We start from the raw sequence: 23,882 nt of genomic DNA, 5'->3' as shown, positions 1-23,882 counted from the left end.
CCTCGGCGACGGTGGCGAGCCCGCCCGAGAACGGTGACACGACGTCAGACCCCTTAGTACTTCAGCAGGTTGGCTTCGTCGACCGAGGCCGACCGGCGGGTACGGAAGATCGTCATGATGATCGCGAGACCGATCACGACCTCGGCTGCCGCGACCACCATCACGAAGAACGCGATGACCTGGCCGTCGAGGTTGCCGTGGACCCGGGCGAACGAGACGAACGCGAGGTTCGACGCGTTGAGCATGAGCTCGACGCACATGAACACCACGATCGCGTTGCGTCGCACCAGCACGCCGAGCGCACCGATGCTGAACAGGATCGCCGAGAGGTAGAGGTAGTTCGACGGGTTCATCGGTGACCGCCTTCCTCGTGGGCGATGTCCTCGGCACCGAGCGGGTGCTCGGGGTCCTCGCCGACCGCGCCGCCCTGGGCGAGCGCGTTGACGCGGCGCGTGTCCGCGTGGTCGACGCCGACCCGCTCGCTCACGCCGCGCAGCGGCTCGGGCACCGAGCGGTCGGTGGGCGTGCCGTCGGGCAGCAGCGCCGGGGTGCCGACCGCGTTGTGGCGGGCGTAGACGCCGGGGCCGGGGAGGTTCTGGGCGTGGCCGGAGCGCACGCGCTCGGCCGCCAGCTCGGCCTGGGTCTTGCGCGGCGTGGCGCGCTCGCGGTGGGCGAGCACCATCGCGCCGAGGGCTGCGGTGATGAGCAGCGCCGAGGTGACCTCGAAGGCGAGGACGTAGCGGCCGAAGATCAGCCGCGCGATGCCCTGGACGTTGCCGCCGTCGACCGTGTTGGCGACGCCGAGGCCCTGCGCGTCCGAGACCATGGCCGAGCCGACGCCCGTGACGAGCAGGCCGGCGAAGCCCAGCGCGAAGAGCACCGCAGCCGCGCGCTGACCCTTGATCGTCTCCACGAGCGAGTCGTTGGAGTCGACGCCGACGATCATGAGCACGAAGAGGAACAGCATCATGACGGCGCCGGTGTAGACGATGATCTGCACCATGCCGAGGAACGGGCCCTCGAGAGCGACGTAGAGGACGGCCAGGCTGATCATCGTCGCGGCGATCGACAGCGCGCTGTGCACCGCCTTCTTCGACAGCAGCATGCCGAGCGCGCCGGCGACAGCCACGAACGCGCAGATCCAGAACACGATCTGCTCGCCGGTGTTGCCGGTGGTCTCGACGGCCGAGAGGAGCGAGGTCATGCGGTCACCTCTTCGTCGTCGGCCGCGGGACCGGTCCAGGTGCCGGCGCGGCGGGCCTCGACCTCGCCGATCTGCACCGCGACAGCACCCGTGACCTTGCCGAGGTAGTAGTCGGTCTCGGTCGTCCCCGGCACCATCGCGTGCGGCGGCGCCGCCATCCCGGGGAGGAGCGGGCCCAGCAGGTCCTTCTTCTCGTAGATGAGGTCCTGGCGGTTGTCGTCGGCGAGCTCGTACTCGTTGGTCATCGTGAGCGCGCGGGTCGGGCACGCCTCGATGCACAGGCCGCAGAAGATGCAGCGCAGGTAGTTGATCTGGTAGACGCGGCCGTAGCGCTCGCCGGGGCTGAAGCGCTCGGACTCGGTGTTGTCCGCGCCCTCGACGTAGATCGCGTCCGCGGGGCAGGCCCACGCGCACAGCTCGCAGCCGACGCACTTCTCGAGGCCGTCGGGATGACGGTTGAGCTGGTGGCGGCCGTGGTAGCGCGGGCGGACCGGCGTCTTGACGTCCGGGTACTGCTCGGTGACCACCCGCTTGAACATCTGGGTGAACGGCACACCGAACCCGCGGAAGAACCGGCGCTCGTCACTCATGGGCGCTCTCCTCCCCCTCGGTGCCGGCATCAGCCTGGGACGTGGAGTCCCGGGCGGTGACGGCTGTGGTGACGGTCGCCTTGGCGCGACGGGTCACGATGAGCTCCTGACCGGGCAGGGGCGGGACGGGGTGACCGCCCGCGAACGGGTCGAACGGTTCGGGCTCGGCGTCGTCGTCCGTCTTCGAGCCGCCTCGCACGTCGAGGACGAACGCGAACACCGCCACCACCGCGAGGATGAGTCCGCCCCAGAGGAGGAACGGACGCAGCTCGAAGTCGGACTGGTTCGTGAGGGCGCGGACCGAGGCCACGAGCAGGATCCACACGATCGACACGGGGATCAGCACGCGCCAGCCGAACTTCATGAACTGGTCGTAGCGCAGGCGCGGCAGCGTGCCGCGGAGCCAGACGAACACGAAGAGCATCGCGTAGATCTTGAGGACGAACCACAGGACCGGCCACCAGCCCTCGTTGGCGCCGGGCCAGATGGTGGAGATCGGTGCGGGCATCGCCCAGCCGCCGAGGAACAGCGTGGTGGCCACGGCCGACACGTTGATCATGTTGATGTACTCGGCGAGGTAGAACGACGCCCAGCGCAGACCGGAGTACTCGGTGAAGTACCCGGCGACGAGCTCGCCCTCGGCCTCGGGGAGGTCGAACGGAGCGCGGTTGGTCTCGCCCACCATCGCGATCAGGTAGATCACGAACGACACCGGCAGCAGCAGCGCGAACCAGCTGTTGAGCTCGAGGCCGCCGAGGGAGAACGTCTCGGCCTGCTTGGCCACGATCTGCGAGGTCGACGCGGAGCTCGAGTAGAGGAACACCGCCACGAACGACAGGCCCATCGCGATCTCGTACGAGATCATCTGGGCGCTCGAGCGCAGGCCGCCGAGGAGGGAGTACGTCGAGCCCGACGACCAACCGGCGAGCACGATGCCGTAGATGCCGATCGAGGCGATCGCCAGGACGTAGAGCACCGACACGGGGAAGTCGGTGAGCTGCAGCGGGGTCTCGACTCCGAAGATCGACACGACCGGCCCGACCGGGATCACCGCGAACACCAGGAACGCCGAGATGGCCGAGATCGCCGGTGCGATCAGGTAGACGAGCTTGTCGGAGTTCGCCGGGGTGATGCCCTCCTTGAGGGCGAGCTTGATGCCGTCGTAGATCGGCGTCAGAAGGCCGAAGGGGCCCCAGCGGTTCGGGCCGGAGCGCTGCTGCATGCGCGCGACGACCTTGCGCTCGAACCACGTCGTGAAGAGCGTGAGCAGGATCAGCGCGAGGAAGACGACCAGGCACTTGATGAGGGTGAGCCAGAACGGGTCCTGCCCGAAGATGGACAGGTCGCCCGCTGCCGCAGCCAGAGCGTTCACGCCGCACCTCCTGCGATGCGCACGACATCGCCATGGCCGGCGCCGAGGGTGGCGCGCGGCGTGGACCCGTCGGAGTTGGCCGGGAGCCAGACGACGCCGTCCGGCATCGCGGTGACCACCACGGGAAGGGTGAGCGAGCCGGAGTCGGTCGACACCGTGAGCCCGCCCCCGTCGACGGCGCCGACGCGCTCGGCCGTCGCTTGCGACACGCGTGCCACCGCGGTGCGCGCGGTCGCCTGCAGGTAGGGGTCGCCCTCCTGCAGGAGTCCGTGGTCGAGGAGCTGGCGCCAGGTGGCGAGGACGGCCTCGCCGTCGCCCACCTCGGGCGTCGCGGCGGGTGCCACGCTCGGGGCCTCGGCGCGCTCGCCGTCCCAGGCGCCGATCGCGGCGATCTCGGCGCGCAGCGCCGCGACGTCGCCGCGGCCGAAGTCGATGTCGGCCTCGTCGGCGAGCATCGCGAGGACGCGGGCGTCGGACAGCGCGAGCGAGGAGGTGAACACGCGGGCGAACTGGCGCGGACGCCCCTCCCAGTCGAGGTAGGTGCCTGCCTTCTCGGCGGCGGTACCGACCGGGAGGACGACGTCGGCGAGGGCGGTGACCTCCGAGTGCCGCTGCTCGAGCGACACCACGAACGGCACCGACTCGACGGCGGCGAGGAAGCCTGCGGGGTCGGCGAGGTCGGCGGCCTCGACGCCGCCCACCAGCAGCGCCTTCACGGAGCGGTCGACCTCGGACGGGTCGGAGGCTGCAGAAAGGGCGTCGCGGTCGGCGGTGACCGCCTCGACGACCTCGGCCAGCGAACGGCCGGTCTCGGTGGGGAGCGATGCGGGGTCGACGCCCCAGACCGCTGCCACCTGGGCACGCGCGGTGTCGTTCGCGAGCGGACGGCCACCCGGCAGCAGGCCGGTGAGGGCACCGGCGTCGAGCGCACCGCGCTCGCCCGCACGGCGCGGGACCCAGCCGAGCGAGGCGCCGGTGGCCGCGACGAGCCGGGCGGCGGCGGACAGCGCACCTGCGGACTGCGCGAGGCGCTCGCCCACCAGGACGACGGCGCCCGGCTGGCGCAGCAGTGCGGCAGCGGCAGCGAGGTCGCCGCTCTGCCCTGCCTCGTCGGCGAGCGAGTCGAGCGTGGCCGCCTCGGCGCCCGGCGCGGTCGCGAGCACCTTGCCCTTGGCCTTGGTGACACCGGCCGAGGCGAACGGGGCGACCGAGAAGACCTGCACGCCCTGGGTGCGCGCAGCCTTGCGCAGGCGCAGGAAGACCATCGGAGACTCGTCCTCGGCGTCGAGCCCGGCGAGCACGACGACCGGAGCAGCCTCGAGGTCGGCGTACGTCGGACCCGTCGGACGACCGGCCACCACGGCGGCGAGGAACGCGGACTCCTCGGCGGACGCCGGACGCGCACGGAAGTCGATGTCGTCGGTGCCGAGGGCGACGCGGGCGAACTTCGCCCAGGCGTAGGCGTCCTCGACGGTGAGCCGGCCACCGGGCAGCACCGCCGTCGCGGCACCTGCGGCACGCAGGCCCTCGGCGGCGATCGTGATGGCCTCGGGCCAGGACGCGGTGACGAGGATGCCGTCGGCCTCACGGACGAGCGGGTGCTCGATGCGGCCGTCCTGCAGGTGCCCGAACGCGAAGCGGCCCTTGTCGCAGTTCCACTCCTCGTTCACCGCGGGCTCGTCCCACGCCAGGCGGCGCATGATCGTCTCGCGACGCACGTCGGTGCGCAGGCTGCAGCCCGAGGCGCAGTGCTCGCAGACGGTCGGGGTCGAGACGAGGTCGAAGGGGCGCGAGCGGAAGCGGTACTTCGCGCTCGTGAGCGCACCGACGGGGCAGATCTGCACGGTGTTGCCGGAGAAGTACGAGTCGAACGGCTGGTCGGAGGAGATGCCGACCTGCTGCTGGGCACCGCGCTCGAGGAGGTCGATGAACGGGTCGCCGGCGATCTGCTCGGCGAAGCGCGTGCAGCGCGCGCAGGAGACGCAGCGCTCGCGGTCCAGCAGGATCTGCGCCGAGACGTTGATCGGCTTGGGGAACGTGCGCTTCACGGCGTCGAAGCGGGACTCGCCGCGGCCGGCCGACATGGCCTGGTTCTGCAGCGGGCACTCGCCGCCCTTGTCGCAGACGGGGCAGTCGAGCGGGTGGTTGATGAGGAGGAACTCCATCACGCCCTGCTGCGCCTCCTCGGCGATCTCGGACGTGACCTGGGTCTTGACCTTCATGCCCTCGGTGGCCGTCATGGCGCACGCGGGCTGAGGCTTGGGCTGGCCCTCGATCTCGACCAGGCACATGCGGCACGCCGCGACCGGGTCGAGCAGCGGGTGGTCGCAGAAGCGCGGCACGGCGATGCCGAGCTGCTCGGCGGCGCGGATGACGAGCGTGCCCTTGGGCACGACGACGTCGATGCCGTCGACGGTGATCGTGACACCGTCGGTCGGCGTGGTGGCGGGAGCGTTCGGCCCCGATGAGGTGACGGTCATCGCGCTGCAGCTCCGGCGAAGACGGTGGCGGCGACCGGATCGAAGAGCTGGTCGGCCGGGGTGTGGGTCCCCGCGAGGAACTCCTCGCGGAAGTACTTGAGCGCCGGGGCGTACGGCGTCGCGGCCGCATCCCCGAGAGCGCAGAACGAACGGCCCGAGATCTGCTTGCAGATGTCGTCGACGGTGTCGATGTCGACCTCCGCCGCGGTGCCGTTCTCGAAGCGCACGAGCATCTGGTCGAGCCAGAACGTGCCCTCGCGGCACGGCGTGCACTTGCCGCACGACTCGTGCTTGTAGAAGTGGATCCAGCGGCTGATCGCCCGCACGACGCTCGTGGTCTCGTCGAAGACCATCGGGGTGCCCGTGCCGAGCATCGTGCCGAGGCCCGCCATGTCCTCGTAGGTCAGCGGGGTGTCGAGGTGCTCGGGGAGCAGCATCGGCACGGACGAGCCGCCAGGGATCCAGAACTTCAGCTCGTGGCCCTCGCGCATGCCGCCGGCGTACTCGAGCAGCTCGCGCATCGTGGTGCCGAGCGGCGCCTCGTAGATGCCCGGGCGCTGGACGTGGCCCGACACCGCGAACAGCTTGAAGCCCGGCGACTTCTCGGTGCCGAACTGCTTGAACCACTCGGCGCCGTTGCGCACGATCGTGGGGATGTTGGCGATCGTCTCGGCGTTGTTGATGACCGTGGGCGCGGCGTACAGGCCGGCCACCGCGGGGAACGGCGGCTTCAGGCGCGGCTGGCCGCGGCGGCCCTCGAGCGAGTCGAGGAGCGCGGTCTCCTCGCCGCAGATGTAGGCGCCCGCGCCCGAGTGGACGACGATGTCGAGGTCGAAGCCCGATCCGAGGATGTCCTTGCCGAGGAACCCGGCGGCGTACGCCTCGCGCACGGCGGCGGTGACGCGGCGGATCACGTGCGGCACCTCGCCGCGGATGTAGATGAACGCGTAGTTGGCGCGGATCGCGTACGACGCGTGGATGCAGCCCTCCACGAGGGAGTGCGGGTTGGCCATCATGAGCGGGATGTCCTTGCAGGCACCCGGCTCGGACTCGTCGGCGTTGATCACGAGGTAGTGCGGCTTGCCGTCGTTCTGCGGGACGAAGCCCCACTTCATGCCGGTGGGGAAGCCCGCACCGCCGCGGCCGCGAAGGCCCGACTCCTTGACGAGGGCGATGATCTCGTCGGGGTGGGCGCCGAAGGTCACGGGGACCATGTCGTAGCCGCCGTGGCGGCGGTAGCCCTCGAGGGTGTGCGAGTCGGCCTCGTCCCAGTGGGCGGTGAGGATCGGGGTCAGCGGCACGTCTCAGCCCTCCGTCTTCACGAGCGGCGAGGTGGCGGGCCCGGCCGGGGCGGCCATGCCGTTGGCCTTGGCGTACTCCAGGCCCGCGGTCATCCGGGCATCGGTGCGGCCCTCGGCGACCAGGCCGTCCTCGAAGCCCGCGAGCGTGCGCTCGATCTCCTCGAACGTCCCGATGCGCGGTCCGCGGGTGGAGAAGACCTCCTCGCCGGCCTTGAGCCTCTCGACGACCTCGAGGGCGCGCGGGACGTCCATGTCGTCGAGGAACTCCCAGTTGGCCGTCATCACAGGGGCGTGCGTGCAGGCAGCCTGGCACTCGATCCTCTCGAGCGAGATCGTGCCGTCGGCGGTGACCTCGTCGTGGCCGACGCCGAGACGCTCGGACAGCGCCGTCCAGATCGCGTCTCCGCCGAGCACGGCGCACAGCGTGTTGGTGCACACGCCCACGTGGTAGCGACCCACCTTGTGCCGCTTGTACATCGTGTAGAACGTCGCGACGGCGGCCACCTCGGCGGTGGTGAGGTCGAGGACCTCCGCGCACAGCGCGATGCCTGCGGGCGTGACCCGACCCTCGGCCGACTGCACGAGGTGCAGCATCGGCAGCAGCGCCGAGCGGCTCTCGGGGTAGCGCCCCGCGAGCTCGACCGCATCGGCGCGGGTCTGCTCCGTCAGTCCTGCGTCCACTGTCGTCTCTCTCGCCTCGTCCGTCGTTGTCCGTGCCCCCGTCGCCTTCATCAGCGGTCGACCCTGGCATCCCGGTGCGGAGCCGTTCGGCTCGTTCCTCGCCTCACCTGTCCACACCGGCCCCTCGGTGCGGAGCCGTTCGGCTCGTTCCTCGCCTCACCTGTCCACACCGGCCCCTCGCTGCGGAGCCGTTCGGCTCGTTCCTCGCCTCACCTGTCCACACCGCCCATGACGGGGTCGATCGACGCCACCGCACCGATCACGTCCGCCACCTGGCCGCCCTCGCACATCGCCGCCGTCGCCTGCAGGTTGTTGAACGACGGGTCGCGGAAGTGCACGCGGTACGGACGGTTGCTGCCGTCGCTGACCACGTGCACCCCGAGGACGCCCCGCGGCGCCTCGATGAGCGAGAACGCCTGGCCCGCCGGGACGTGGAAGCCCTCGGTGACCAGCTTGAAGTGGTGGATCAGCGCCTCCATCGACTCGCCCATGATGTGGCGGATGTGCTCGAGGGAGTTGCCCATGCCGTCTCCGCCGATGGAGAGCTGAGAGGGCCAGCCGATCTTCTTGTCCTCGATCATCACCGGGCCGGGCGTCTTCTCGAGGAGGTCGCAGGCCTGGCGGATGATCCTCTTGGACTCGTCGAGCTCGCGCAGACGGATCAGGAAGCGGCCGTAGACGTCGTTCGTGGTCTCGGTCGGAACCTCGAAGTCGAACTGCTCGTAGCCGAAGTACGGCTCGCTCTTGCGGATGTCGTACGGAAGACCGGTCGAGCGCAGCACCGGGCCGGTGATCCCGAGAGCCATGCAGCCGGCGAGGTCGAGCACCCCGATGCCGGACGTGCGGTCCATCCAGACGCTGTTGTTCACCAGCAGCTGCGGCACGCCGTCGAGCTGGCGGTCGAGCTTGTCCATCGCCGCGCGGATGTCGCGGACGCCCCCCTCGGGCATGTCCTGCGCGACGCCGCCGGGGCGGATGTACGCGTGGTTCATGCGCAGGCCGGTGATCATCTCGAGCAGGTCGAGGGTGAGCTCGCGGTCGCGGAACCCGTTGGTCATCGCGGTGAGCGCGCCCATCTCGAAGCCGCCCGTGGCGAGCGCGACGAGGTGCGACCCCATGCGGTTGAGCTCGAGGGTGATGACGCGCATGAGCTGCGCGCGCTCGGGCACCTTGTCGACGATGCCGAGCAGCTTCTCGACCGCGAGGCAGTAGCCGGCCTCGTTGGCGATCGGCGCGAGGTAGTCCATGCGCGTCACGTAGGGCACGGCCTGCACCCAGGTGCGGTACTCGAGGTTCTTCTCGATGCCGGTGTGGAGGTAGCCGATGCCGCAGCGGGCCTCGGTGATGACCTCCCCCTCCATCTCGAGGATGAGGCGCAGCACGCCGTGCGTCGACGGGTGCTGGGGGCCCATGTTGACGACGACGCGCTCCTTGACGCCGGACTCGGGCGCCAGGACCTCGTCCCAGTCGCCGCCGGTGACGGTGTAGACGCGTCCCTCGGTGGTGTCGTAGCTGCCCGCCTCGGGACCCTCGGTCTCGCCGAGGATGTCGTCGTACGCGGACTCGTAGGTGACGTCGGCCATCAGGTGTACGACCTCCGCGTGTCGGGCGGCGGGATGGAGGCGCCCTTGTACTCCACCGGGATCCCGCCGAGCGGGTAGTCCTTGCGCTGGGGGAAGCCGTACCAGTCGTCCGGCATGAGGATGCGGGTGAGACCGGGGTGGCCGTCGAAGACGATGCCGAACATGTCGAACGCCTCGCGCTCGTGCCAGTCGTCGGCCGGGTAGACCGACACGATGCTGGGCACGTGCGGGTGCTCGGCCGGGGCCGAGACCTCGACGCGGATACGGCGGTTGAACGTGACCGACTGGAAGTGCCACACGGCGTGGAACTCCGCGCCCGTCATGTGCGGGTAGTGGACGCCGGAGACGCCGAGGCACATCTCGAAGCGCAGCGCGGACTCGTCGCGCAGACGCTGGACGAACGCGAGCAGGTGCTCGGCGCGCACGTGGAACGTGATCTCGCCGTTCGACACCACCGTCGCGAGGACCGCGGCGTCGAACGACAGGCCGTCCTCCTGGAGCGCGAGGTCGAGCTCGTCCGCGACCTCGTCGTACCAGCCGCCGAACGGGCGCGGGCTCGGGGGCGGGAACTCGATGGTGCGGACGAGGCCGCCGAAGCCGGAGGTGTCGCCGGTGCCCGAGCCGCCGAAGAGGCCGGTGCGGACGTCGACGACGGGGAGGGTCGGGACGCCGGCCGGCACGACCGGGACGATGCCCGCGGTGTCGTCGTGGGACTCGGTCACCGCAGCAGCCCCTTCATCTCGGAGGTCGGGGTCGCGACGAGCGCGGCTTCCTCGAGCTCGGTGATCTGGTTCTGGCGGTTGATGCCGAGCTTGGTCTGCCGCGACTTCTCGTGGATCTGCATGATCGCGTCGAGCAGCATCTCGGGGCGGGGCGGGCAGCCGGGCAGGTAGACGTCGACGGGCACGATGTGGTCGACGCCCTGGACGATCGCGTAGTTGTTGAACATGCCGCCGCTCGAGGCGCAGACACCCATCGCGAGCACGAACTTGGGGTTGGGCATCTGGTCGTAGATCTGGCGGACGATCGGTGCCATCTTCTGGCTCACGCGGCCGGCCACGATCATGAGGTCGGCGTGGCGCGGCGAGCCGCGGAACACCTCCATGCCGAAGCGGGCGAGGTCGTAGCGCGGACCGCCCGTCGACATCATCTCGATCGAGCAGCAGGCGAGGCCGAAGGTGGCGGGCCACATCGACCCGGCCCGGCCGTAGCCGGCCAGCTTCTCGACCGTGGTGAGCAGGATGCCGCTCGGGAGGCTCTCCTCGAGTCCCATGTCCTAGCGCTCCTGTCCGGTGGGGGGTGCGGTGCGTGCGGGGTGCGTGGTGCTGCTGCGGACCTGGCGGGGCGTCAGTCCCATTCGAGCCCGCCCCGGCGCCAGACGTACCCGTAGACCACGAGGACGGTGATGATGAACAGGCCCATCTCGATGAGCCCGAAGAGCGCGAGCTGGTCGAACGCGACCGCGAACGGGTAGAGGAACACGATCTCGATGTCGAAGACGATGAAGAGCATCGCCGTCAGGTAGTACCTGATCGGGAACCGGCCGCCGCCGATGGGCTGCGGGGTGGGGTCGATGCCGCACTCGTAGGAGTCGAGCTTCGCGCGGTTGTAGCGGCGGGGGCCGATGACCACCGGGGCGAACACCGCGAAGAGACCGAAGGCCAGTCCGAGGATGCCGAGGACCAGGATCGGGAGGTAGACCTCGCCCACGTCAGTGCCCCTTCTCCTGGTCGCCCCGCTCGCGCCGGGCTGCCTCGCTCACGCTGGTGGATCTCAAACCTGATGAATCCTAGTGCTGTCCGAATGACCCTCGGACCCGGGCGGTCATGCTGCCGGACCCCGTCTCGGGACCGCTCCCGCGACCCGTCCGACGCCGGTCTCGGCGGCCTCCGCAGCCGTGCGGTCGGCGTCGCCGACGCCGGTGCCGGCTGCGCGCCGAGGCGGGGTCTGCATGGCCACAGGAGTCGCGGTTCCTCGTCGGTCGTCAGGTATGCACGTGCGCTTGTGAACGTGTTCACGAGCGCACGCGTACTGTACCCCGCCACGCCTGCCGATCCGACCCGGTACGAGGAAGTCAGCCGGCCCTGCATCGGTGCCGGCTCGGCCGCGTCCGGCCGCCGGGCAGGGCACATCCACGGCGTGGATTCAGGGCGGTTAGGACGTCTGGGTGACAGCGGTCGGACCGCGACGCCGGCAGGTCGGCGGACCCCCGTCGGGAGTTCGGCCGGTTCCGCGCGCTCGGCGCGCGACCCGATGCATCCGCGCGGTGCCCTAGGGGCATGACCAGAGAAGACCTTCCCTCCCGAACCTCCCCCTCGGCCCCGATGCTGCAGGGCGCACGCCGAGCCGGTCGCCGCACCCGGGCCGCTCTGCTCGTGCCCGGTGTGGCCGCGGGCCTGCTCCTCGCGGGCGTCGTGGTGGCCGACGCCGCGACCAGCACGTCGGCCCTGTCGGTGTGCCTGAAGCGCGGTGCGCCGATGGTCGCGCCGACCACCGCGGGCAGCTGCCCGTCGGGGTACACGCTCACCCGTGTGGTCGGGGCGCGCGGCCCGGCCGGGGCCACCGGCGCTTCCGGAGCCGCGGGTGCCACCGGTGCCCGCGGGCCGACCGGATCGGACGGCGCCACCGGAGCGACCGGGACGACGGGGGCGACAGGTCCGACCGGCGCGACCGGCGCGACCGGTGCCGCGGGCGATGCGGGACCGCTGGGCGGGACGGGTCCGGAGGGCCCAGCCGGCCCGCAGGGCGACGTCGGTCCGCAGGGAGATGTCGGTCCGCGCGGCCCGGCCGGTGTCGACGGGGCCGACGGTGCCGACGGCACCGGGCCGGCCTGGCTCGACACCGGCGAGGCCACCGTCTACACCGCCAGCGACACCCACACGCTGGCCACCGTCACCCTCCCCTCCGGCACCTACGTCGTGACCGGGCATGTGTTCACCTCCAACGGCGCTGGCATCCAAACCGTTTCGGTCCTCACCTGTACCTACGACGTCGCGCCACCCAACACGCTCAACAGTCCACAACCACCGACTGTGAAGGACCCTGAGGCCAGCCTTCGCGACGACGTCATCGCCCTGACTCCGGCAGTCGTCTCCATCACCGCAGCCTCAGCACCTTTGGCCTTGAGCTGTGCCTCAACCAACTACGGCAGTGGCTTCACGCTCACGGGGACGCTGCTCGCGACGCGGGTGTCGGCGGCGACGGCCACCTGAGCCACGGCCCGGCCACCGCCCGGCCCGCGCTCCCCACCAGCGCTCCGCGCACGGCCCCGCGGCTCGCGGATGCGACGACCAGCCTGCTCCGCGCCCCTGGCTGCCCGTCGCACCCGCCGGCCGCAGGACCCGGGGCGGACTCCCGCCGTCACCGGCGCGGCGGGGCTCGCACGGCCGGGCGACGACGTCCGCCGTACCCCTGCCCACGCCCGCACCCACGCTCACGGGAGCGGCGAGGGGCATGACGTGCGCCACGTAACGCCCTCGTCGTGCTGCCGAGGAGGTCAGGTGGCCCTAGCCTGAATCGCGTGTCCACCGCACCCGTCGCCGTGCCGGCTCCGCCGGCCACCGTACGGACTGTCGTCCTCCCGGACGAGTTCGCGGACCGGCCCCTCCTGTCGCTGCTCCCGCGCGGACTCGCACCGACCTCGTGGGTGACCACCGACGAGCACGGCGAGGACCAGGGCCTGGTCGGATGGGGCGAGGCGGCGCGGGGCGAGTTCGGCGGTGCCGAGCGGTTCTCGCGGGCCCAGCGCTGGTGGGCCACCTGGGTCGCGGACGCCGACGTGCAGGACGCCGTGCACCTGCCCGGCTCCGGCGCCGTGGCGTTCGCGTCGTTCGCCTTCGACGCGACCCCGGGGTCGTCGGTCGTCGTCGTCCCGCGCGTGGTCGTGGGGCGGCGGGACGGCGTCACCTGGCTGACCGTCGTCGCCGCGAGCGCGCGCGAGGCCCGGCACGCGGTCGCCGAGACGGTGGCGGCCCTGGCCCACCCGACCATCGTGCCCGAGGCCCCGCGCGGCGTGGCCTACTCCGAGGGCACGCTGTCGGTGCCCGACTGGCAGTCCGCCGTCACCGAGGCCGTCCGCCGGATCGACGACGGCGAGCTCGACAAGGTGGTGCTCGCGCGCGACGTCGTCGTCACCACCGACGGCCCCATCGACCCGCGGCACCTGCTGACGCGGCTGGCGACCAAGTACCCCTCGTGCTGGGCGTTCTCGGTCGACGGCCTGCTCGGCGCCACGCCGGAGATGCTCGTGCGGCGCATCGGCGACACCGTCACCTCGCGCGTGCTGGCCGGCACGATGCGTCGTTCGTCCGACGCGACCAACGACGCCTCGCTCGCGGAGGCGCTGCTCGACTCCGCCAAGGACCACGCCGAGCACCAGTACGCCGTCAACTCCGTCGCCCTCGCGCTCGCGGCGCACTGCACCGACCTCGACGTCCCCGCGACGCCGCGCCTGCTCCGCCTCGCGAACGTGCAGCACCTCGCGACCGACGTCAGCGGCGTCCTGGCCGACGGCGCACCGGCGCTCGCGCTGGCGGCGTCGCTCCACCCGACGGCAGCGGTGTGCGGCACGCCCACCGAGCGCGCGTTCGCGGTGATCCGCGAGCTCGAGGGCATGGACCGTGGCCGCTACGCCGGGCCGGTCGGCTGGGTCGATGCGCGCGGCGACGGCGAGTTCGGGATCGCGCTGCGCTGCGGCGCGATCGAGGCGGAGGACCGCCTGCGGCTGTTCGCCGGCTGCGGCCTGGTGTCCGGCTCCGACGCCGACGCCGAGCTGGCCGAGTCCCAGGCCAAGCTCGTCGCCATGCGCGACGCCCTCGAACCCGCCTGATTCACCCCCTAGGGTCGATCAAGGCAGTTCACCACAGGGCACACGGGTGCGGTTCTAGGGGGTGTCGAGGTCGTCGAGGTCGACGAGGGCGGCGCTGACGTCGGTCTGGAGGTCGCGCAGCAGCTGGGCCTCGTCGCCGCGTTCGCCGACCTTCGCGACCACGACGCGTACGCCGCCCGCGGCCGTCGCCTCGTCGATCGCGGCCACCAGCGCCGTCACGTCGGTCACGGTGCACACGTGGTCGACCGCGACCGCCGCCGCGACCTTCTCGAGGTCGAGGCCGAGCGGCGTGCCGAAGATCCGCTCGAAGTGCGGCGTACCGGCCTGCTCGAGCTGGCCGAAGATCCCCCCGCCGTCGTTGTCGACGACGACGATCACGAGATCGGGCCGCGGCTCGTCGTCACCCGCGAGCAGGCCGTTGTGGTCGTGCAGGAACGCGAGGTCGCCGACCAGCGCGTACGCCGTGCCGCCGGTCGCGGTCACCACCTCCGCCACGCCGTCCTCGTCCACGTGGATCGCCGTGCGCGGGGTCTGGTGCGCGAGCGCCGCGCCCCAGGCCGTCGCGAGCAGGCCGTCGATGCCGGACGCGCCGCGGTTGCCGATCACGAGCGGCGCCTCGTCGGCCACGCGCACCCGCGCGAACGACTCCAGGTGCCGCACCGGCCAGGAGGACGCCGCCAGCAGCAGCGCCGAGGAGTCGAGCACGTCCCAGAGGGTGCGCGCGACGTCCGGGCCGGTCAGGGTCGAGCCCTCGTCGAGCCGCTTGGTGATCGCCGCGTCCGCGCGCGCGTCGGCGGCGAGCCAGGCGTCGAGCCAGGAGTCGTCGTACAGCTCGAACGCCGTCGGCGGCTCGGGTACGACGGAGACGAACATCGTCGCGTTGCGCGTGGGGTCCGGGCGGTACGCCGCGGCGCGGTCGTCGGCCACGATCACCATCGGGGCGTCGCGGATCATCGCGAGGACCGAGCGCGAGAGCCCCGGGCGCCCGACGCAGACCACGAGCTCGGGCGCGTGCTCGTCGGCGAAGTGCGGGTCGGCCAGCAGCAGCGCGCCGTGCGCGACGGTCGAGTCGCCCACCCGCGCGTTGCCGCTCGGCTCCCCGATGAGCGGCCAGCCGCACGACTCGGCCAGGGCGACGGCGGAGTCGCTGGCCTCGACGTCGGACAGGTCGCCGACCACCACGACTCCGCGGGCGGGGACGACGTGGTCCGGGTCGGCGTCCGGCCCGGCGAACAGCGCGAGGATCTCGTCGATCGGCTGCGCCGCGGACATCCCGAGCCGGGCGTCGACCGCGACGGGCAGCCGCTCCTCCGGCGAGGAGTCGGCATCGGCCAGGGCGAGCGGCTCGATCCAGGTGTCGTCGCCGTCCGGCACGAGCGGGTCGCGGAACGCGACGTTGAGGTGCACGGGCCCCGACGAGCCGACCTCGGTCGCCACCGAGATCGCGCGCGCCACGACCGAGCGCCAGTAGCGCACCTGGCCCACGCGCGCCTCGGCCACGGCCACCTCGGTCGACCAGCGCACGGTGGTGCCGAAGATCTTCACCTGGTCGATCGTCTGGTGCGCACCGGTGTCGCGGAGCTCGGCCGGCCGGTCTGCGCTGATGACGATCACCGGCACCCCGGCGTACGACGCCTCCACCAGTGAGGGCAGCAGGTTGGCGACGGCGGTGCCGCTGGTCGTCACGACGGCGACCGGCTCCTTGGCCACCTTGGCGAGACCGAGGGCGAGGAAGCCCGCGCTGCGCTCGTCCACGCGCACGTGCAGACGCAGGTCGTCGCGCTCATCGGCCTCGGCGAGCGCGATCGCGAGCGCCGCGCTGCGGCTGCCGGGCGCGAGCACGACCTCGGTCACCCCCCCGGCGACGAGCTCGTCGACCAGGACCCGCGCCATCGCCGTGCTGGGGTTCATGCGGTGCCCTCCTCGAGGACGGCGAGGCAGCGGTCGAGCCGGGCGGCCCACCACCCGCGACGGTCGTCGGCGAGCAGAGCTGCGGCGGAGGCGAGCCGGTCGGGATCGGGGGCGAGGCGCACGACCGACAGTCTGCCGTCCTCGGGCAGGAGCGTGCGCGCGGTGAGGTCGGCCGCGAGCAGCCGTCCGGTGCCGAGGCCGCACGCGTGCCCGAGGTCGGGCAGGGCGCCGGCCAGCGCGAGACCCGCCGCGAGACCCACGCTGGAGTCGAGCGAGCCGCTCACCGTCACGGGTCGACCGATGCGCTCGGCCAGCTCGAGGGCACGGCGTACGCCGCCGAGCGGGATGGCCTTGAGGATCACGACGTCCGCCGCGTCGCGGACTGCGTCGAGCGCGGGGTCGGAGAGCTCGCCCGCGAGGCGCACGCCCTCGTCCACCGCAACCGGCACGTCGATCCGCGTGCGCAGGTCCGCGAGCTCGGCGAGCGTGGTGCACGGCTGCTCGGCGTACTCGAGGCCGAGGGCGACATCGGCCAGCACGACAAGTCGCTCGGCGGCCTCCTCGACGGTCCAGGCGCCGTTGACGTCGACCCGGATCAGCGCCTCGGCCGCACCGCAGGCGTCGAGGACCGCGCGCACCTCGGCGATGCGGGCGACGTCGGCGGCGAAGACCTGGCCCGGCTCGCCGACCTTCACCTTGATCGTGGTGCAGCCGTCGACCTGGACGGCGTCGAGCACCAGCGCGCCGACCTCGGCCGGGTCGAGCGCGGGGACGATCGCGTTGACCGGCACCGACGAGCGGACGGCGTCCGGCCAGTCGCCTCGCGCCTGCTCGAGGGCCGCGCGCAGCCAGCGCGCGGCTGTGACGTCGTCGTACTCGGGGAACGGCGCCCACTCGCCCCACCGGTCCCCCACGCGCACGAGGACGCCCTCGCGCAGGGTCGTGCCACGGAAACGTCGCGACAGGGGCAGCGCGAACGGCACCGCCTCGTCGACGGTGAGGGTCATCCGAGGCCGCTCAGGATTCCGCACCAGATCGACTTCGCCCGCGCGCCGATCGACCGGAGCCGCTCCTGCGTCGTGCGCTCCCGGGCATCGTCGGCTGTCGGCTCTTCCGGCGTCGGCGCGCCGTCGACGGGCGGGGTCGGCTGCGCCTCGGTGGCCATCCGCGTCCTCCGCCTCGTCCGCGCCTCCCGTCGCGGGAGAGCGCCTGCACCGACAACCCTAGGCTGAGAGGCGTGAGCAGGCAGCGCGACCTCCGACGCGTGGACGTCGTGCCCGGCCCCGTCGGGGTCGAGGCGCTGCTCGACCTGCTGCCCGAGGCGCTCGCGGGCGACGGTCCTGCACTCGCCGTCGCTCCCGCCGGTGACGAGCCCGCTGCCGCGCGGGCACGTGCGGCCGTGCTCCCGGATCCCGCGGCCACCGTCGACGACGACATCGCCGTCGTGCTTGCCACCAGCGGATCGACCGGGGCGCCGCGCGGCGTCCTGCTGCCGGCGTCGGCCCTGCTCGCCTCCGCCGAGGCCGCGCTGGTCACGCTCGTCGGCGGCGCTGCGGCGTGGAGCCTGGCGCTGCCCGTCACGTCGGTCGGCGGCCTGCAGGTGCTGATGCGCTCGCTCATGAGCTCGACCGAGCCCGAGGTGCTGCCGTCGGTCGGCGGTGCGTCGCGCTTCACCGTCGCGGAGTTCGCGGCGGCCACCTGGCGCCTCGACCCGTCGCTGCCGGGCTGCACCTCGATCGTGCCGACGCAGGCGGCGATCCTGCTCGACGACCCCGAGGGCCTCGCCGCTCTCCAGGCGTACGACGCCGTGCTGCTCGGCGGCGCCCGCACCCCCCCGGAGCTGCTGGCCCGGCTGCGCGCGGCGCACGTCGTCGCGGTGCCGACGTACGGCATGACCGAGACGTGCGGCGGCATCGTCTACGACGGCGTGCCGCTGCCGGGCGCGTCGTTCCGGATCGACGAGGCCACCGGCCGCATCGAGGTGTCGGGCCCGATGCTCGCCCGCGGCTACCTCGGTGACGACGTCGCGACGGCCGAGGCGTTCGTCGACGGCTGGCACCGCACGCCCGACGCCGGGCGGATCGTCGACGGTCGGCTCGAGGTGCTCGGACGGCTGGACGACGTGGTGCAGGTGGGCGGCGTGAACGTCGCGGTCACCGCGGTGGAGGACGTGCTCGGTCCCCTGTGCGGCGGCGCGGTGGTGCTGGCCGAGCCGGACGACCGCTGGGGCGCGCGGCTCACGGCGTACGTCGTGCGGCCAGGCCCGGGCGCGGACGTGTCCGATACCGAGGCGCTCGGCGCCGCGGTGATCGCGCGGCTCGGCCGCGCCGCCGTGCCGCGCGCGTGGGTGCGGATCGACGCCGTACCCCTGCTGCCCAACGGCAAGCCCGACCGCGCCGCCCTGCGGTCACTCCCCCGTGCGTGAATTCCCCCGCTCAGGACAGAAGGCGCCCTCCTGGGGCGCGATCTGTCCTCTGCCGGACGCGTGAACCGACGGCGCTGCGCGGGACTCCGGCCCCCGCGAGCCGGTAGCGTCCGGCGCGGCTCGGACGGACGCGCGGCAGGGGGTCGACGCGACGGGCCGCGTTCGGGGGTTCCGCTGTGATCCGTGTTCTGCCGTATCTCGTCGAGATCGCGCTGCTGGTGTTCTGCCTCGTCGACTGCATCCAGTCGCCGCCGCACCTCGTCCGCAACCTCGAGAAGGGGTGGTGGATCGTGCTCATCATCCTTCTGCCGCTGGTCGGCGGTATCGCGTGGCTCGTGGCCGGGCGCCCCGTGCGCACCTCGGCCGGCGGGCAGTGGCGGATCGGCTCGGGCTTCCCTGCGGACGAGCGACCGCGTACGGCGTACAAGCGCAACGAGGACGACCCCGCCTTCATGGCCGAGATGGCCCGCATCGACCGCGAGCACGAGCAGTCGCTCAAGAAGTGGGAGGCCAAGCTCGCCGCCCTGGAGGCCGAGCAGAGGCGCAACCAGCAGGACGGCGGCGCCTGACCTGCTCCAGCCGCCTCAAGATCACGACTACGGGTCGACGAGTGCACCTCAACTGCACTCGTTGACCCCTGGGGTCGATCAAGGCGGCTGGGCTGCGCGCCATGACCCGTACTCGTGATCGTGCTCGCGCTGGGGGTGGCGCGCGGGGTGGGGCGCGGGCTGACAGGATCTCGGCCGTGGCGACTCCCGGGCAGTGGTGGCAGGGCGCACGCCCACGCACCCTCCCGGCGGCGCTCGCCCCCGTGCTGGTCGGTACGGCGGTCGCCTGGTGGGAGATCGGATCGCTCATCCGGCTGACCGACGGCGCCCGCGAGGTCGCGGCCAGGCTCACCGACCTGCCGGTGGGGATTCCCGCTGACCACTCGCTCGTGACCGTCACGAACATCGACCTCGCCGTCGACCCGTCGCTTCTGCCGCTCCTCGACGCGACCGCTGCCACCACCTGGGTCCAGTTCGTGCTGCGCGCGGTGCTCGCCCTCGTCGTCGCGCTCGCGCTGCAGGTGGGCGTCAACTACGCGAACGACTACAGCGACGGCATCCGCGGCACCGACGACGCCCGCGTCGGCCCGGTGCGGCTCGTCGGCCAGGGCCTCGCCTCCCCGCGCTCGGTGAAGCTCGCGGCGTTCGCGATGTTCGGCGTCGCCGCGCTCGCCGGACTGGCGCTCGTGCTCATCACCCAGGCCTGGTGGCTGCTGCTCGTCGGCGCGGCCGCGATCGTCGCGGCGTGGTTCTACACCGGCGGCCCGAGCCCCTACGGCTACGCCGGGCTCGGCGAGGCCTTCGTGTTCGTGTTCTTCGGCCTCGTCGCCGTGGTGGGTACGACGTACGTGCAGACGTTGTCGATCTCGTGGCTCGCGGTCGCGGGTGGCGTGGCGTGCGGGTCGCTGTCGGTCGGCATCCTGCTCGCCAACAACCTGCGCGACATCCCCACCGACACCGTCAGCGGCAAGCGCACGCTGGCCGTGCGCCTCGGCGACGCACGCACGCGGGCGGCGTACCTCGCCTCGCTCGCGCTCCCGTTCGGCATCGCGCTCGGCCTCGCGCCGACCGTCACGTGGTGGGCGCTGCTCGCGCTCCTCGCGCTGCCGCTCGCCCTGCGACCCGCGCAGGTCGTGCGCGGCGGCGCGCTCGGGCGCGACCTCGTGCCGGTGCTCGCGGGCACGGGCAAGCTGCTGCTGGGGTACGCCGTGCTGCTGTCGCTCGGCCTCGTCGTCGCGTCGTTCTGACCCGCTGGTCTCACGTACGGAAGTGCCCGAGAACCTCGTGGCTCTCTGGCACTTCGGTGAGTGAGGCGGGGGTCAGGGGCGGTCGGTCGGCTCGAGGTCGTCGAGGTCGTCGTCGGCCGGGATCTCGCGCTTGGACGGCTTGGGGGCGGGTGCGGCCGGAGCGGCGTTGGCACCCGGGAAGGCGCCTGCCCGGCCGCTCCCGTCCGGGCGGCCCGCCGCCGGGTCCGGACCCAGGTCGGCGAGGTCGTCCTCGAGCGTGTCCTCCGAGCTCGCCGACTCCTCGATGCGCTGGTTGACCTTCTGCACCGCGGTCACCACCTCGACCGCGGCGACCTCGCGCCTGCGGTTGAGGGCGAACACCGAGATCACGCCGGAGATGAGGAACGCGAACACCAGCAGGATCAACGGCTCGCGCAGCCCGATCAGCCACAGCACGCCCGCGGTGACGGCGAGCAGCAGCAGCCGCAGCCCGGTGTAGACGAGAACCGGGTGCGCGCCGCGCGGCGCGGCTGCGGTGTCGGGTGCGGGGCTGGTCGCGTCGTCCTGGCTCACGGGAAGCACGGTACGTCGCCCGCGCCTCATCGGCCGAACCGGGTGCACCGGCGGCCGCGGTCGCGCGCGCGGCAGCGTCAGGCGGCGGGGCCGGCGCCGGCGCCAGGCGCGCCGCCACCGTCGCGCTTCTCGCGGCGCTGACGCATCTTCTCCGACCAGGTCACGTCGTCGATCTGACGCAGGAACGCCGGGTCGTCGTCCGGGGCCACCGGGCCGCGCCCACGGCCCGGGACCAGGCCGCCGCCGTTGCCGGCGGCACGCGGGCGTCCCCAGACGAACCAGCCGACCGCGCCGAGCAGGGGCAGGACGAGCACGAGGACGGCCCACAGCGGCTTCGGGAGCGAGCGGACGTCGTCGCCGCGGCTCAGCACCACGTCGATGAACGCGTACAGCACCACGACGAACGCGATGCCGTAGATCAGGAACCTGCCCACCTCAACCCACCTCCCTCGAACTGTCGCCGTGCCTCGCGCCCATGCACGGAGAGTACGTCGGCCCCGCGCAGAGCGCGCGCGGTCGCCGTCCGGCGCACTCGATCACAGGCCGCCGTAGGAGTGCAGGCCGCTCATCAGGATGTTCACGCCGAAGTAGTTGAACACGAAGCACCCGAACGCGACGAAGGCGATGTAGGCGGCCTTGCGACCCTTCCACCCGGCGGTCGCCCGAGCGTGCAGGTACGCGGCATAGCCGACCCAGGTGATGAACGCCCAGGTCTCCTTCGGGTCCCAGCCCCAGTAGCGGCCCCAGGCGTTCTCGGCCCAGATCGCGCCGGCCACGATCGTGAAGGTCCACAGCGGGAACATGAACGCGTGGATGCGGTAGGCCAGCCCGTCGAGCTTCTGCGACTCGGGCAGGCGCTTTGCGAGCCCGGACAGCCAGTACGACCGGCCCTCGGCGGCGCGCCGCTCTCCCGAGTCGGCGACGAGGAAGAGGGCCGAGAGCGCCGCACCCAGGCTGAACGCGCCGGCGCAGACGGTGGCGGCCGACACGTGGATCACGAGCCAGACGCCGCGAAGCGCGGGCACGAGCTGGGCCGCGTCGACGTACAGCACGGTGACGGCGAGGCCGAGGATCAGCAGCACCGTGGGCACGACGAACAGCCCGAGCCAGCGCACGTCCCGCTTGAGCGAGATCAGGAGGTAGGTCGCGGAGATGGCGAGGGCCGAGGTGATCGAGAACTCGTACATGTTGCCCCAGGGGGCGCGCATGACCGAGAGGCCGCGGAAGAGCAGACCGAGCGCGAGCAGGATCGTCCCGAGCCACATCACCGACATCGCGATGTTGGCCGACCGGCGGCCCGCGGGCAGCGCGCCGTCGTCGGGCCCGCCCAGGGCGACCTCGGTCTTGGTGGCGACGGCGACCGAGCCCTCGCCCGCCGTCGCGGCGGCGCCGTCGGCCGTGGCGGGAGCGAGGTCGCGGCCCTTCGTGGCTGCGAACGACACCGCGAACGTGAACATCGCGACCGTGTAGACGGCCATCGCCGCGTACACGAGGTCGAGGCTCAGCTCGGCGAACGCCACGTTGACCGTCACTCCGGTGCTCCTTCTGCTCCCGTGCTGCCCTGCGCCGTCGAGGCCCCCGCGGGTGATCCCAGGGCCGAGGCCACCTCGTCGACCTCGTCGGCCACGCTGGCGTGCTCGGACCGGGTCAGCCCGGCGACGTCGACCACGGTAATGCCTGATGCTCCGGACGCCACCCGCACCCAGACCCTGCGACGTCGGACGAGCAGCGACAGCGCCAGACCCGTCATCGCAGCGATCGACGCGACGAGCGCGATCTCCTTGCCGGGGTCCTGGGCGATGGCGAACGACGCGAACTGCACGTAGCCGTCGAACGAGACGGTGGTGCCGTCCTCGAGCGTCCAGGTCTCGCCCGGGCGCAGGGCCTCGATGCCGAGGCGCGTCATGTTCGTCGTCTCGAGCTTGAAGACCGACTGCGGCCGCCCGCTGTCGAGGCCGAGGTCGCCCTCCCACGCCGAGAGGAAGACCGCGGGGTCGTCGGTCGCGGGGAAGGTCGAGTGCGGGCCGCGGATGTCGTCGACGGCCGCCGTCGGCAGGAAGAAGCCGGTGAGGCCCAGCTGCGGTGACGCGTCCGGCACCTTCACGACGCAGGTCGAGCTGAAGTTGCCGTCCTGAGGCAGGCACACCACCGAGTCGCGGAAGACGATCTCGCCGTCCTTGTCGGTCACGGTGATCGTCGGCGCGTAGCCGTGGCCGACCAGGAAGACCTTCTCGCCGCCGATGACGAGCGGCGCGTTGACCTCGATGCGCGCCTTCTCCGGCACGGCGCCGGGCTCGCTGACGACCGTGACATCCGCGACGAACTGCCGCGGCGCCCCGGACTGCGGGCCGCCGCGCTCGAACTGCGCCGTGAAGTCGTCGAGGGTGAAGCTGAACGGCTGCAGGGACTCCGGGTCGAAGCCGCGACCCGGCGCGAACGAGTCGAACTGCGAGAGCGTGTTGGCGAACGAGCTGCCCTCCCGGACGACGACGTTGCCGCGGAAGCCGCCGAGCGACCCGAGCGCGACGCCGAGCAGCAGGACCAGCAGCGCCAGGTGGAAGACGAGGTTCCCCGTCTCCCTGCTGTAGCCCTTCTCGGCCGCCACCGAGTCGTCGGCGACGTCGACGCGCCACCGCTTCCCGCGCAGGAGCGCAGCTGCCGACGCGAGCACCTCGGAGGCCTCGGCGTCGGTCTCGACGCGGCGGTGCTCGGGGAGCCGGCTGAGGTTGCGCGGCGCCGCCGGCGGGCGCGAGCGCATGGCCTTCCAGTGCTGCAGGGAGCGCGGGATCACGCAGCCCGCGAGCGAGATGAACAGCAGCAGGTAGATCGCGGCGAACCACGGCGAGGCGAAGACGTCGAACATGCCGAGCCGGTCGAGGATCTCCCCCTTGGTGGGGTCGTCGGCGAGGTACTGCGTGACCTTGATCGGGTCGGTGCCGCGCTGCGGGAAGACCGACCCGGGCACCGACGCGACCGCGAGCAGGAACAGGAGCACGAGAGCCGTGCGCATGCTCGTGAGGGTGCGCCATCCCCAGCGCACCCAGCCGAGGACGCCGAGCCCCACGACCGTCGTCGAGGAGTCGACCTCGGCCGGCGCAGTCGACAGCCCGCTGCGGGTGTCGTCGGCGTCGCGCACGGCGTCGTCGACCTGGTCGCTCAC

At 72.3% G+C, this 23,882-nt stretch carries 23 protein-coding genes; 5 read left to right on the top strand and 18 right to left on the bottom strand.

The annotated features are described in order from the left end of the window. Positions 1-53: 53 nt before the first annotated feature. The 11 genes from nuoK to ACFQGU_RS04540 form a co-directional block, all read right to left on the bottom strand. Positions 54-353, bottom strand: coding sequence for an NADH-quinone oxidoreductase subunit NuoK (gene nuoK, locus ACFQGU_RS04590; RefSeq protein WP_386764194.1), 300 nt, complete (start codon positions 351-353; stop codon positions 54-56). After that, positions 350-1,204: an NADH-quinone oxidoreductase subunit J gene (locus ACFQGU_RS04585; protein WP_386764192.1), complete on the bottom strand. Its 855-nt coding sequence runs from the start codon at positions 1,202-1,204 to the stop codon at positions 350-352. Before ACFQGU_RS04585 ends, nuoK begins: the two co-directional genes overlap by 4 nt. Beyond that, positions 1,201-1,794: an NADH-quinone oxidoreductase subunit NuoI gene (nuoI, locus tag ACFQGU_RS04580; protein ID WP_386764190.1), complete on the bottom strand. Its 594-nt coding sequence runs from the start codon at positions 1,792-1,794 to the stop codon at positions 1,201-1,203. Before nuoI ends, ACFQGU_RS04585 begins: the two co-directional genes overlap by 4 nt. Beyond that, positions 1,787-3,166 (bottom strand): NADH-quinone oxidoreductase subunit NuoH, encoded by a 1,380-nt coding sequence (nuoH, locus tag ACFQGU_RS04575; protein WP_386764188.1) that lies wholly within the window; start codon positions 3,164-3,166, stop codon positions 1,787-1,789. The genes nuoI and nuoH overlap by 8 nt, the downstream gene beginning before the upstream one ends. After that, positions 3,163-5,646, bottom strand: a complete 2,484-nt coding sequence (locus ACFQGU_RS04570; protein WP_386764186.1) for an NADH-quinone oxidoreductase subunit G — start codon at positions 5,644-5,646, stop codon at positions 3,163-3,165. Before ACFQGU_RS04570 ends, nuoH begins: the two co-directional genes overlap by 4 nt. Beyond that, a complete protein-coding gene (gene nuoF, locus ACFQGU_RS04565; protein ID WP_386764184.1) occupies positions 5,643-6,947 on the bottom strand; it encodes an NADH-quinone oxidoreductase subunit NuoF in 1,305 nt (434 codons plus the stop codon). The genes ACFQGU_RS04570 and nuoF overlap by 4 nt, the downstream gene beginning before the upstream one ends. 3 nt (positions 6,948-6,950) lie before the next feature. Continuing rightward, positions 6,951-7,679, bottom strand: a complete 729-nt coding sequence (gene nuoE, locus ACFQGU_RS04560) for an NADH-quinone oxidoreductase subunit NuoE (RefSeq protein WP_386764182.1) — start codon at positions 7,677-7,679, stop codon at positions 6,951-6,953. Between the two features lie 158 nt (positions 7,680-7,837). Then, positions 7,838-9,211, bottom strand: coding sequence for an NADH-quinone oxidoreductase subunit D (locus ACFQGU_RS04555; protein WP_386764180.1), 1,374 nt, complete (start codon positions 9,209-9,211; stop codon positions 7,838-7,840). Further along, on the bottom strand, positions 9,211-9,903 hold the full coding sequence (locus ACFQGU_RS04550) for an NADH-quinone oxidoreductase subunit C (protein ID WP_386768148.1): 693 nt from the start codon (positions 9,901-9,903) through the stop codon (positions 9,211-9,213). The genes ACFQGU_RS04555 and ACFQGU_RS04550 overlap by 1 nt, the downstream gene beginning before the upstream one ends. Positions 9,904-9,929: 26 nt before the next feature. Then, a complete protein-coding gene (locus ACFQGU_RS04545) occupies positions 9,930-10,484 on the bottom strand; it encodes a NuoB/complex I 20 kDa subunit family protein (protein ID WP_386764178.1) in 555 nt (184 codons plus the stop codon). A gap of 74 nt (positions 10,485-10,558) precedes the next feature. Then, entirely contained in the window at positions 10,559-10,921 is a 363-nt protein-coding gene (locus ACFQGU_RS04540) for an NADH-quinone oxidoreductase subunit A (RefSeq protein ID WP_386764176.1), read from the bottom strand. Between the two features lie 569 nt (positions 10,922-11,490). Between ACFQGU_RS04540 and ACFQGU_RS04535 the strand changes: the two genes are divergently transcribed. Both ACFQGU_RS04535 and ACFQGU_RS04530 read left to right on the top strand, forming a co-directional pair. Beyond that, the gene (locus tag ACFQGU_RS04535; protein ID WP_386764174.1) at positions 11,491-12,423 is read left to right on the top strand and encodes a hypothetical protein; all 933 of its coding nucleotides are present in this window, start codon (positions 11,491-11,493) and stop codon (positions 12,421-12,423) included. A gap of 308 nt (positions 12,424-12,731) precedes the next feature. Then, positions 12,732-14,039: an isochorismate synthase gene (locus ACFQGU_RS04530; RefSeq protein ID WP_386764172.1), complete on the top strand. Its 1,308-nt coding sequence runs from the start codon at positions 12,732-12,734 to the stop codon at positions 14,037-14,039. Positions 14,040-14,093: 54 nt separating this feature from the next. Here ACFQGU_RS04530 and menD read toward each other — a convergent pair whose 3' ends face one another. Genes menD through ACFQGU_RS04515 form a run of 3 tightly spaced genes read right to left on the bottom strand, consistent with a single transcriptional unit; the run spans position 14,094 to position 17,115 of the window. After that, the gene (gene menD, locus ACFQGU_RS04525) at positions 14,094-15,950 is read right to left on the bottom strand and encodes a 2-succinyl-5-enolpyruvyl-6-hydroxy-3-cyclohexene-1-carboxylic-acid synthase (RefSeq protein WP_386764171.1); all 1,857 of its coding nucleotides are present in this window, start codon (positions 15,948-15,950) and stop codon (positions 14,094-14,096) included. Then, positions 15,947-16,957 carry an o-succinylbenzoate synthase gene (locus ACFQGU_RS04520; protein WP_386764170.1) on the bottom strand — a complete coding sequence of 337 codons (1,011 nt, stop codon included), beginning with the start codon at positions 16,955-16,957 and terminating at the stop codon, positions 15,947-15,949. The genes menD and ACFQGU_RS04520 overlap by 4 nt, the downstream gene beginning before the upstream one ends. After that, positions 16,954-17,115 carry a hypothetical protein gene (locus tag ACFQGU_RS04515; RefSeq protein WP_386764169.1) on the bottom strand — a complete coding sequence of 54 codons (162 nt, stop codon included), beginning with the start codon at positions 17,113-17,115 and terminating at the stop codon, positions 16,954-16,956. Before ACFQGU_RS04515 ends, ACFQGU_RS04520 begins: the two co-directional genes overlap by 4 nt. Before the next feature lie 72 nt (positions 17,116-17,187). On the opposite strand from ACFQGU_RS04515, the gene ACFQGU_RS04510 reads away from it, so the two are divergent. The 3 genes from ACFQGU_RS04510 (at position 17,188) to ACFQGU_RS04500 (ending at position 20,170) form a co-directional block, all read left to right on the top strand. Further along, entirely contained in the window at positions 17,188-18,375 is a 1,188-nt protein-coding gene (locus ACFQGU_RS04510) for an AMP-binding protein (RefSeq protein ID WP_386764168.1), read from the top strand. Positions 18,376-18,551: 176 nt separating this feature from the next. Next, the gene (locus ACFQGU_RS04505) at positions 18,552-18,944 is read left to right on the top strand and encodes a PLD nuclease N-terminal domain-containing protein (RefSeq protein WP_386764167.1); all 393 of its coding nucleotides are present in this window, start codon (positions 18,552-18,554) and stop codon (positions 18,942-18,944) included. A gap of 176 nt (positions 18,945-19,120) precedes the next feature. Then, complete coding sequence (locus ACFQGU_RS04500; RefSeq protein WP_386764166.1) at positions 19,121-20,170, top strand: 1,4-dihydroxy-2-naphthoate polyprenyltransferase; 1,050 nt, start codon at positions 19,121-19,123, stop codon at positions 20,168-20,170. A 72-nt stretch (positions 20,171-20,242) separates the two neighbouring features. Here ACFQGU_RS04500 and ACFQGU_RS04495 read toward each other — a convergent pair whose 3' ends face one another. From ACFQGU_RS04495 to resB, 4 genes are all read right to left on the bottom strand, one after another. Next, complete coding sequence (locus ACFQGU_RS04495) at positions 20,243-20,722, bottom strand: DUF4229 domain-containing protein (RefSeq protein WP_386764165.1); 480 nt, start codon at positions 20,720-20,722, stop codon at positions 20,243-20,245. Positions 20,723-20,799: 77 nt separating this feature from the next. Next, complete coding sequence (locus ACFQGU_RS04490; RefSeq protein ID WP_386764164.1) at positions 20,800-21,156, bottom strand: PLDc N-terminal domain-containing protein; 357 nt, start codon at positions 21,154-21,156, stop codon at positions 20,800-20,802. A gap of 102 nt (positions 21,157-21,258) precedes the next feature. Next, positions 21,259-22,254 (bottom strand): c-type cytochrome biogenesis protein CcsB, encoded by a 996-nt coding sequence (gene ccsB, locus ACFQGU_RS04485; RefSeq protein ID WP_449280324.1) that lies wholly within the window; start codon positions 22,252-22,254, stop codon positions 21,259-21,261. After that, positions 22,251-23,882 (bottom strand): cytochrome c biogenesis protein ResB, encoded by a 1,632-nt coding sequence (resB, locus tag ACFQGU_RS04480; protein ID WP_386764163.1) that lies wholly within the window; start codon positions 23,880-23,882, stop codon positions 22,251-22,253. Before resB ends, ccsB begins: the two co-directional genes overlap by 4 nt.

It is taken from the genome of Longivirga aurantiaca (assembly GCF_042660085.1).
GTDB lineage: Bacteria > Actinomycetota > Actinomycetes > S36-B12 > CAIYMF01 > Longivirga > Longivirga aurantiaca.
Note: the sequence above shows the minus strand (reverse complement) of the source record. Positions and strands in the feature narration are given on the sequence as shown.

Excerpts from the sequence above, each read along its gene's own strand:
- ACFQGU_RS04545 (WP_386764178.1), bottom strand. The coding sequence starts at position 10,484 with ATGGGACTCGAGGAGAGCCTCCCGAGCGGCATCCTGCTCACCACGGTC.
- ACFQGU_RS04585 (WP_386764192.1), bottom strand. The coding sequence starts at position 1,204 with ATGACCTCGCTCCTCTCGGCCGTCGAGACCACCGGCAACACCGGCGAG.
- ACFQGU_RS04535 (WP_386764174.1), top strand. The coding sequence starts at position 11,491 with ATGACCAGAGAAGACCTTCCCTCCCGAACCTCCCCCTCGGCCCCGATG.
- nuoE (WP_386764182.1), bottom strand. The coding sequence starts at position 7,679 with ATGAAGGCGACGGGGGCACGGACAACGACGGACGAGGCGAGAGAGACG.
- menD (WP_386764171.1), bottom strand. The coding sequence starts at position 15,950 with ATGAACCCCAGCACGGCGATGGCGCGGGTCCTGGTCGACGAGCTCGTC.
- ACFQGU_RS04570 (WP_386764186.1), bottom strand. The coding sequence starts at position 5,646 with ATGACCGTCACCTCATCGGGGCCGAACGCTCCCGCCACCACGCCGACC.
- nuoI (WP_386764190.1), bottom strand. The coding sequence starts at position 1,794 with ATGAGTGACGAGCGCCGGTTCTTCCGCGGGTTCGGTGTGCCGTTCACC.
- ACFQGU_RS04515 (WP_386764169.1), bottom strand. The coding sequence starts at position 17,115 with ATGGCCACCGAGGCGCAGCCGACCCCGCCCGTCGACGGCGCGCCGACG.
- ACFQGU_RS04555 (WP_386764180.1), bottom strand. The coding sequence starts at position 9,211 with ATGGCCGACGTCACCTACGAGTCCGCGTACGACGACATCCTCGGCGAG.
- nuoK (WP_386764194.1), bottom strand. The coding sequence starts at position 353 with ATGAACCCGTCGAACTACCTCTACCTCTCGGCGATCCTGTTCAGCATC.
- ACFQGU_RS04520 (WP_386764170.1), bottom strand. The coding sequence starts at position 16,957 with ATGACCCTCACCGTCGACGAGGCGGTGCCGTTCGCGCTGCCCCTGTCG.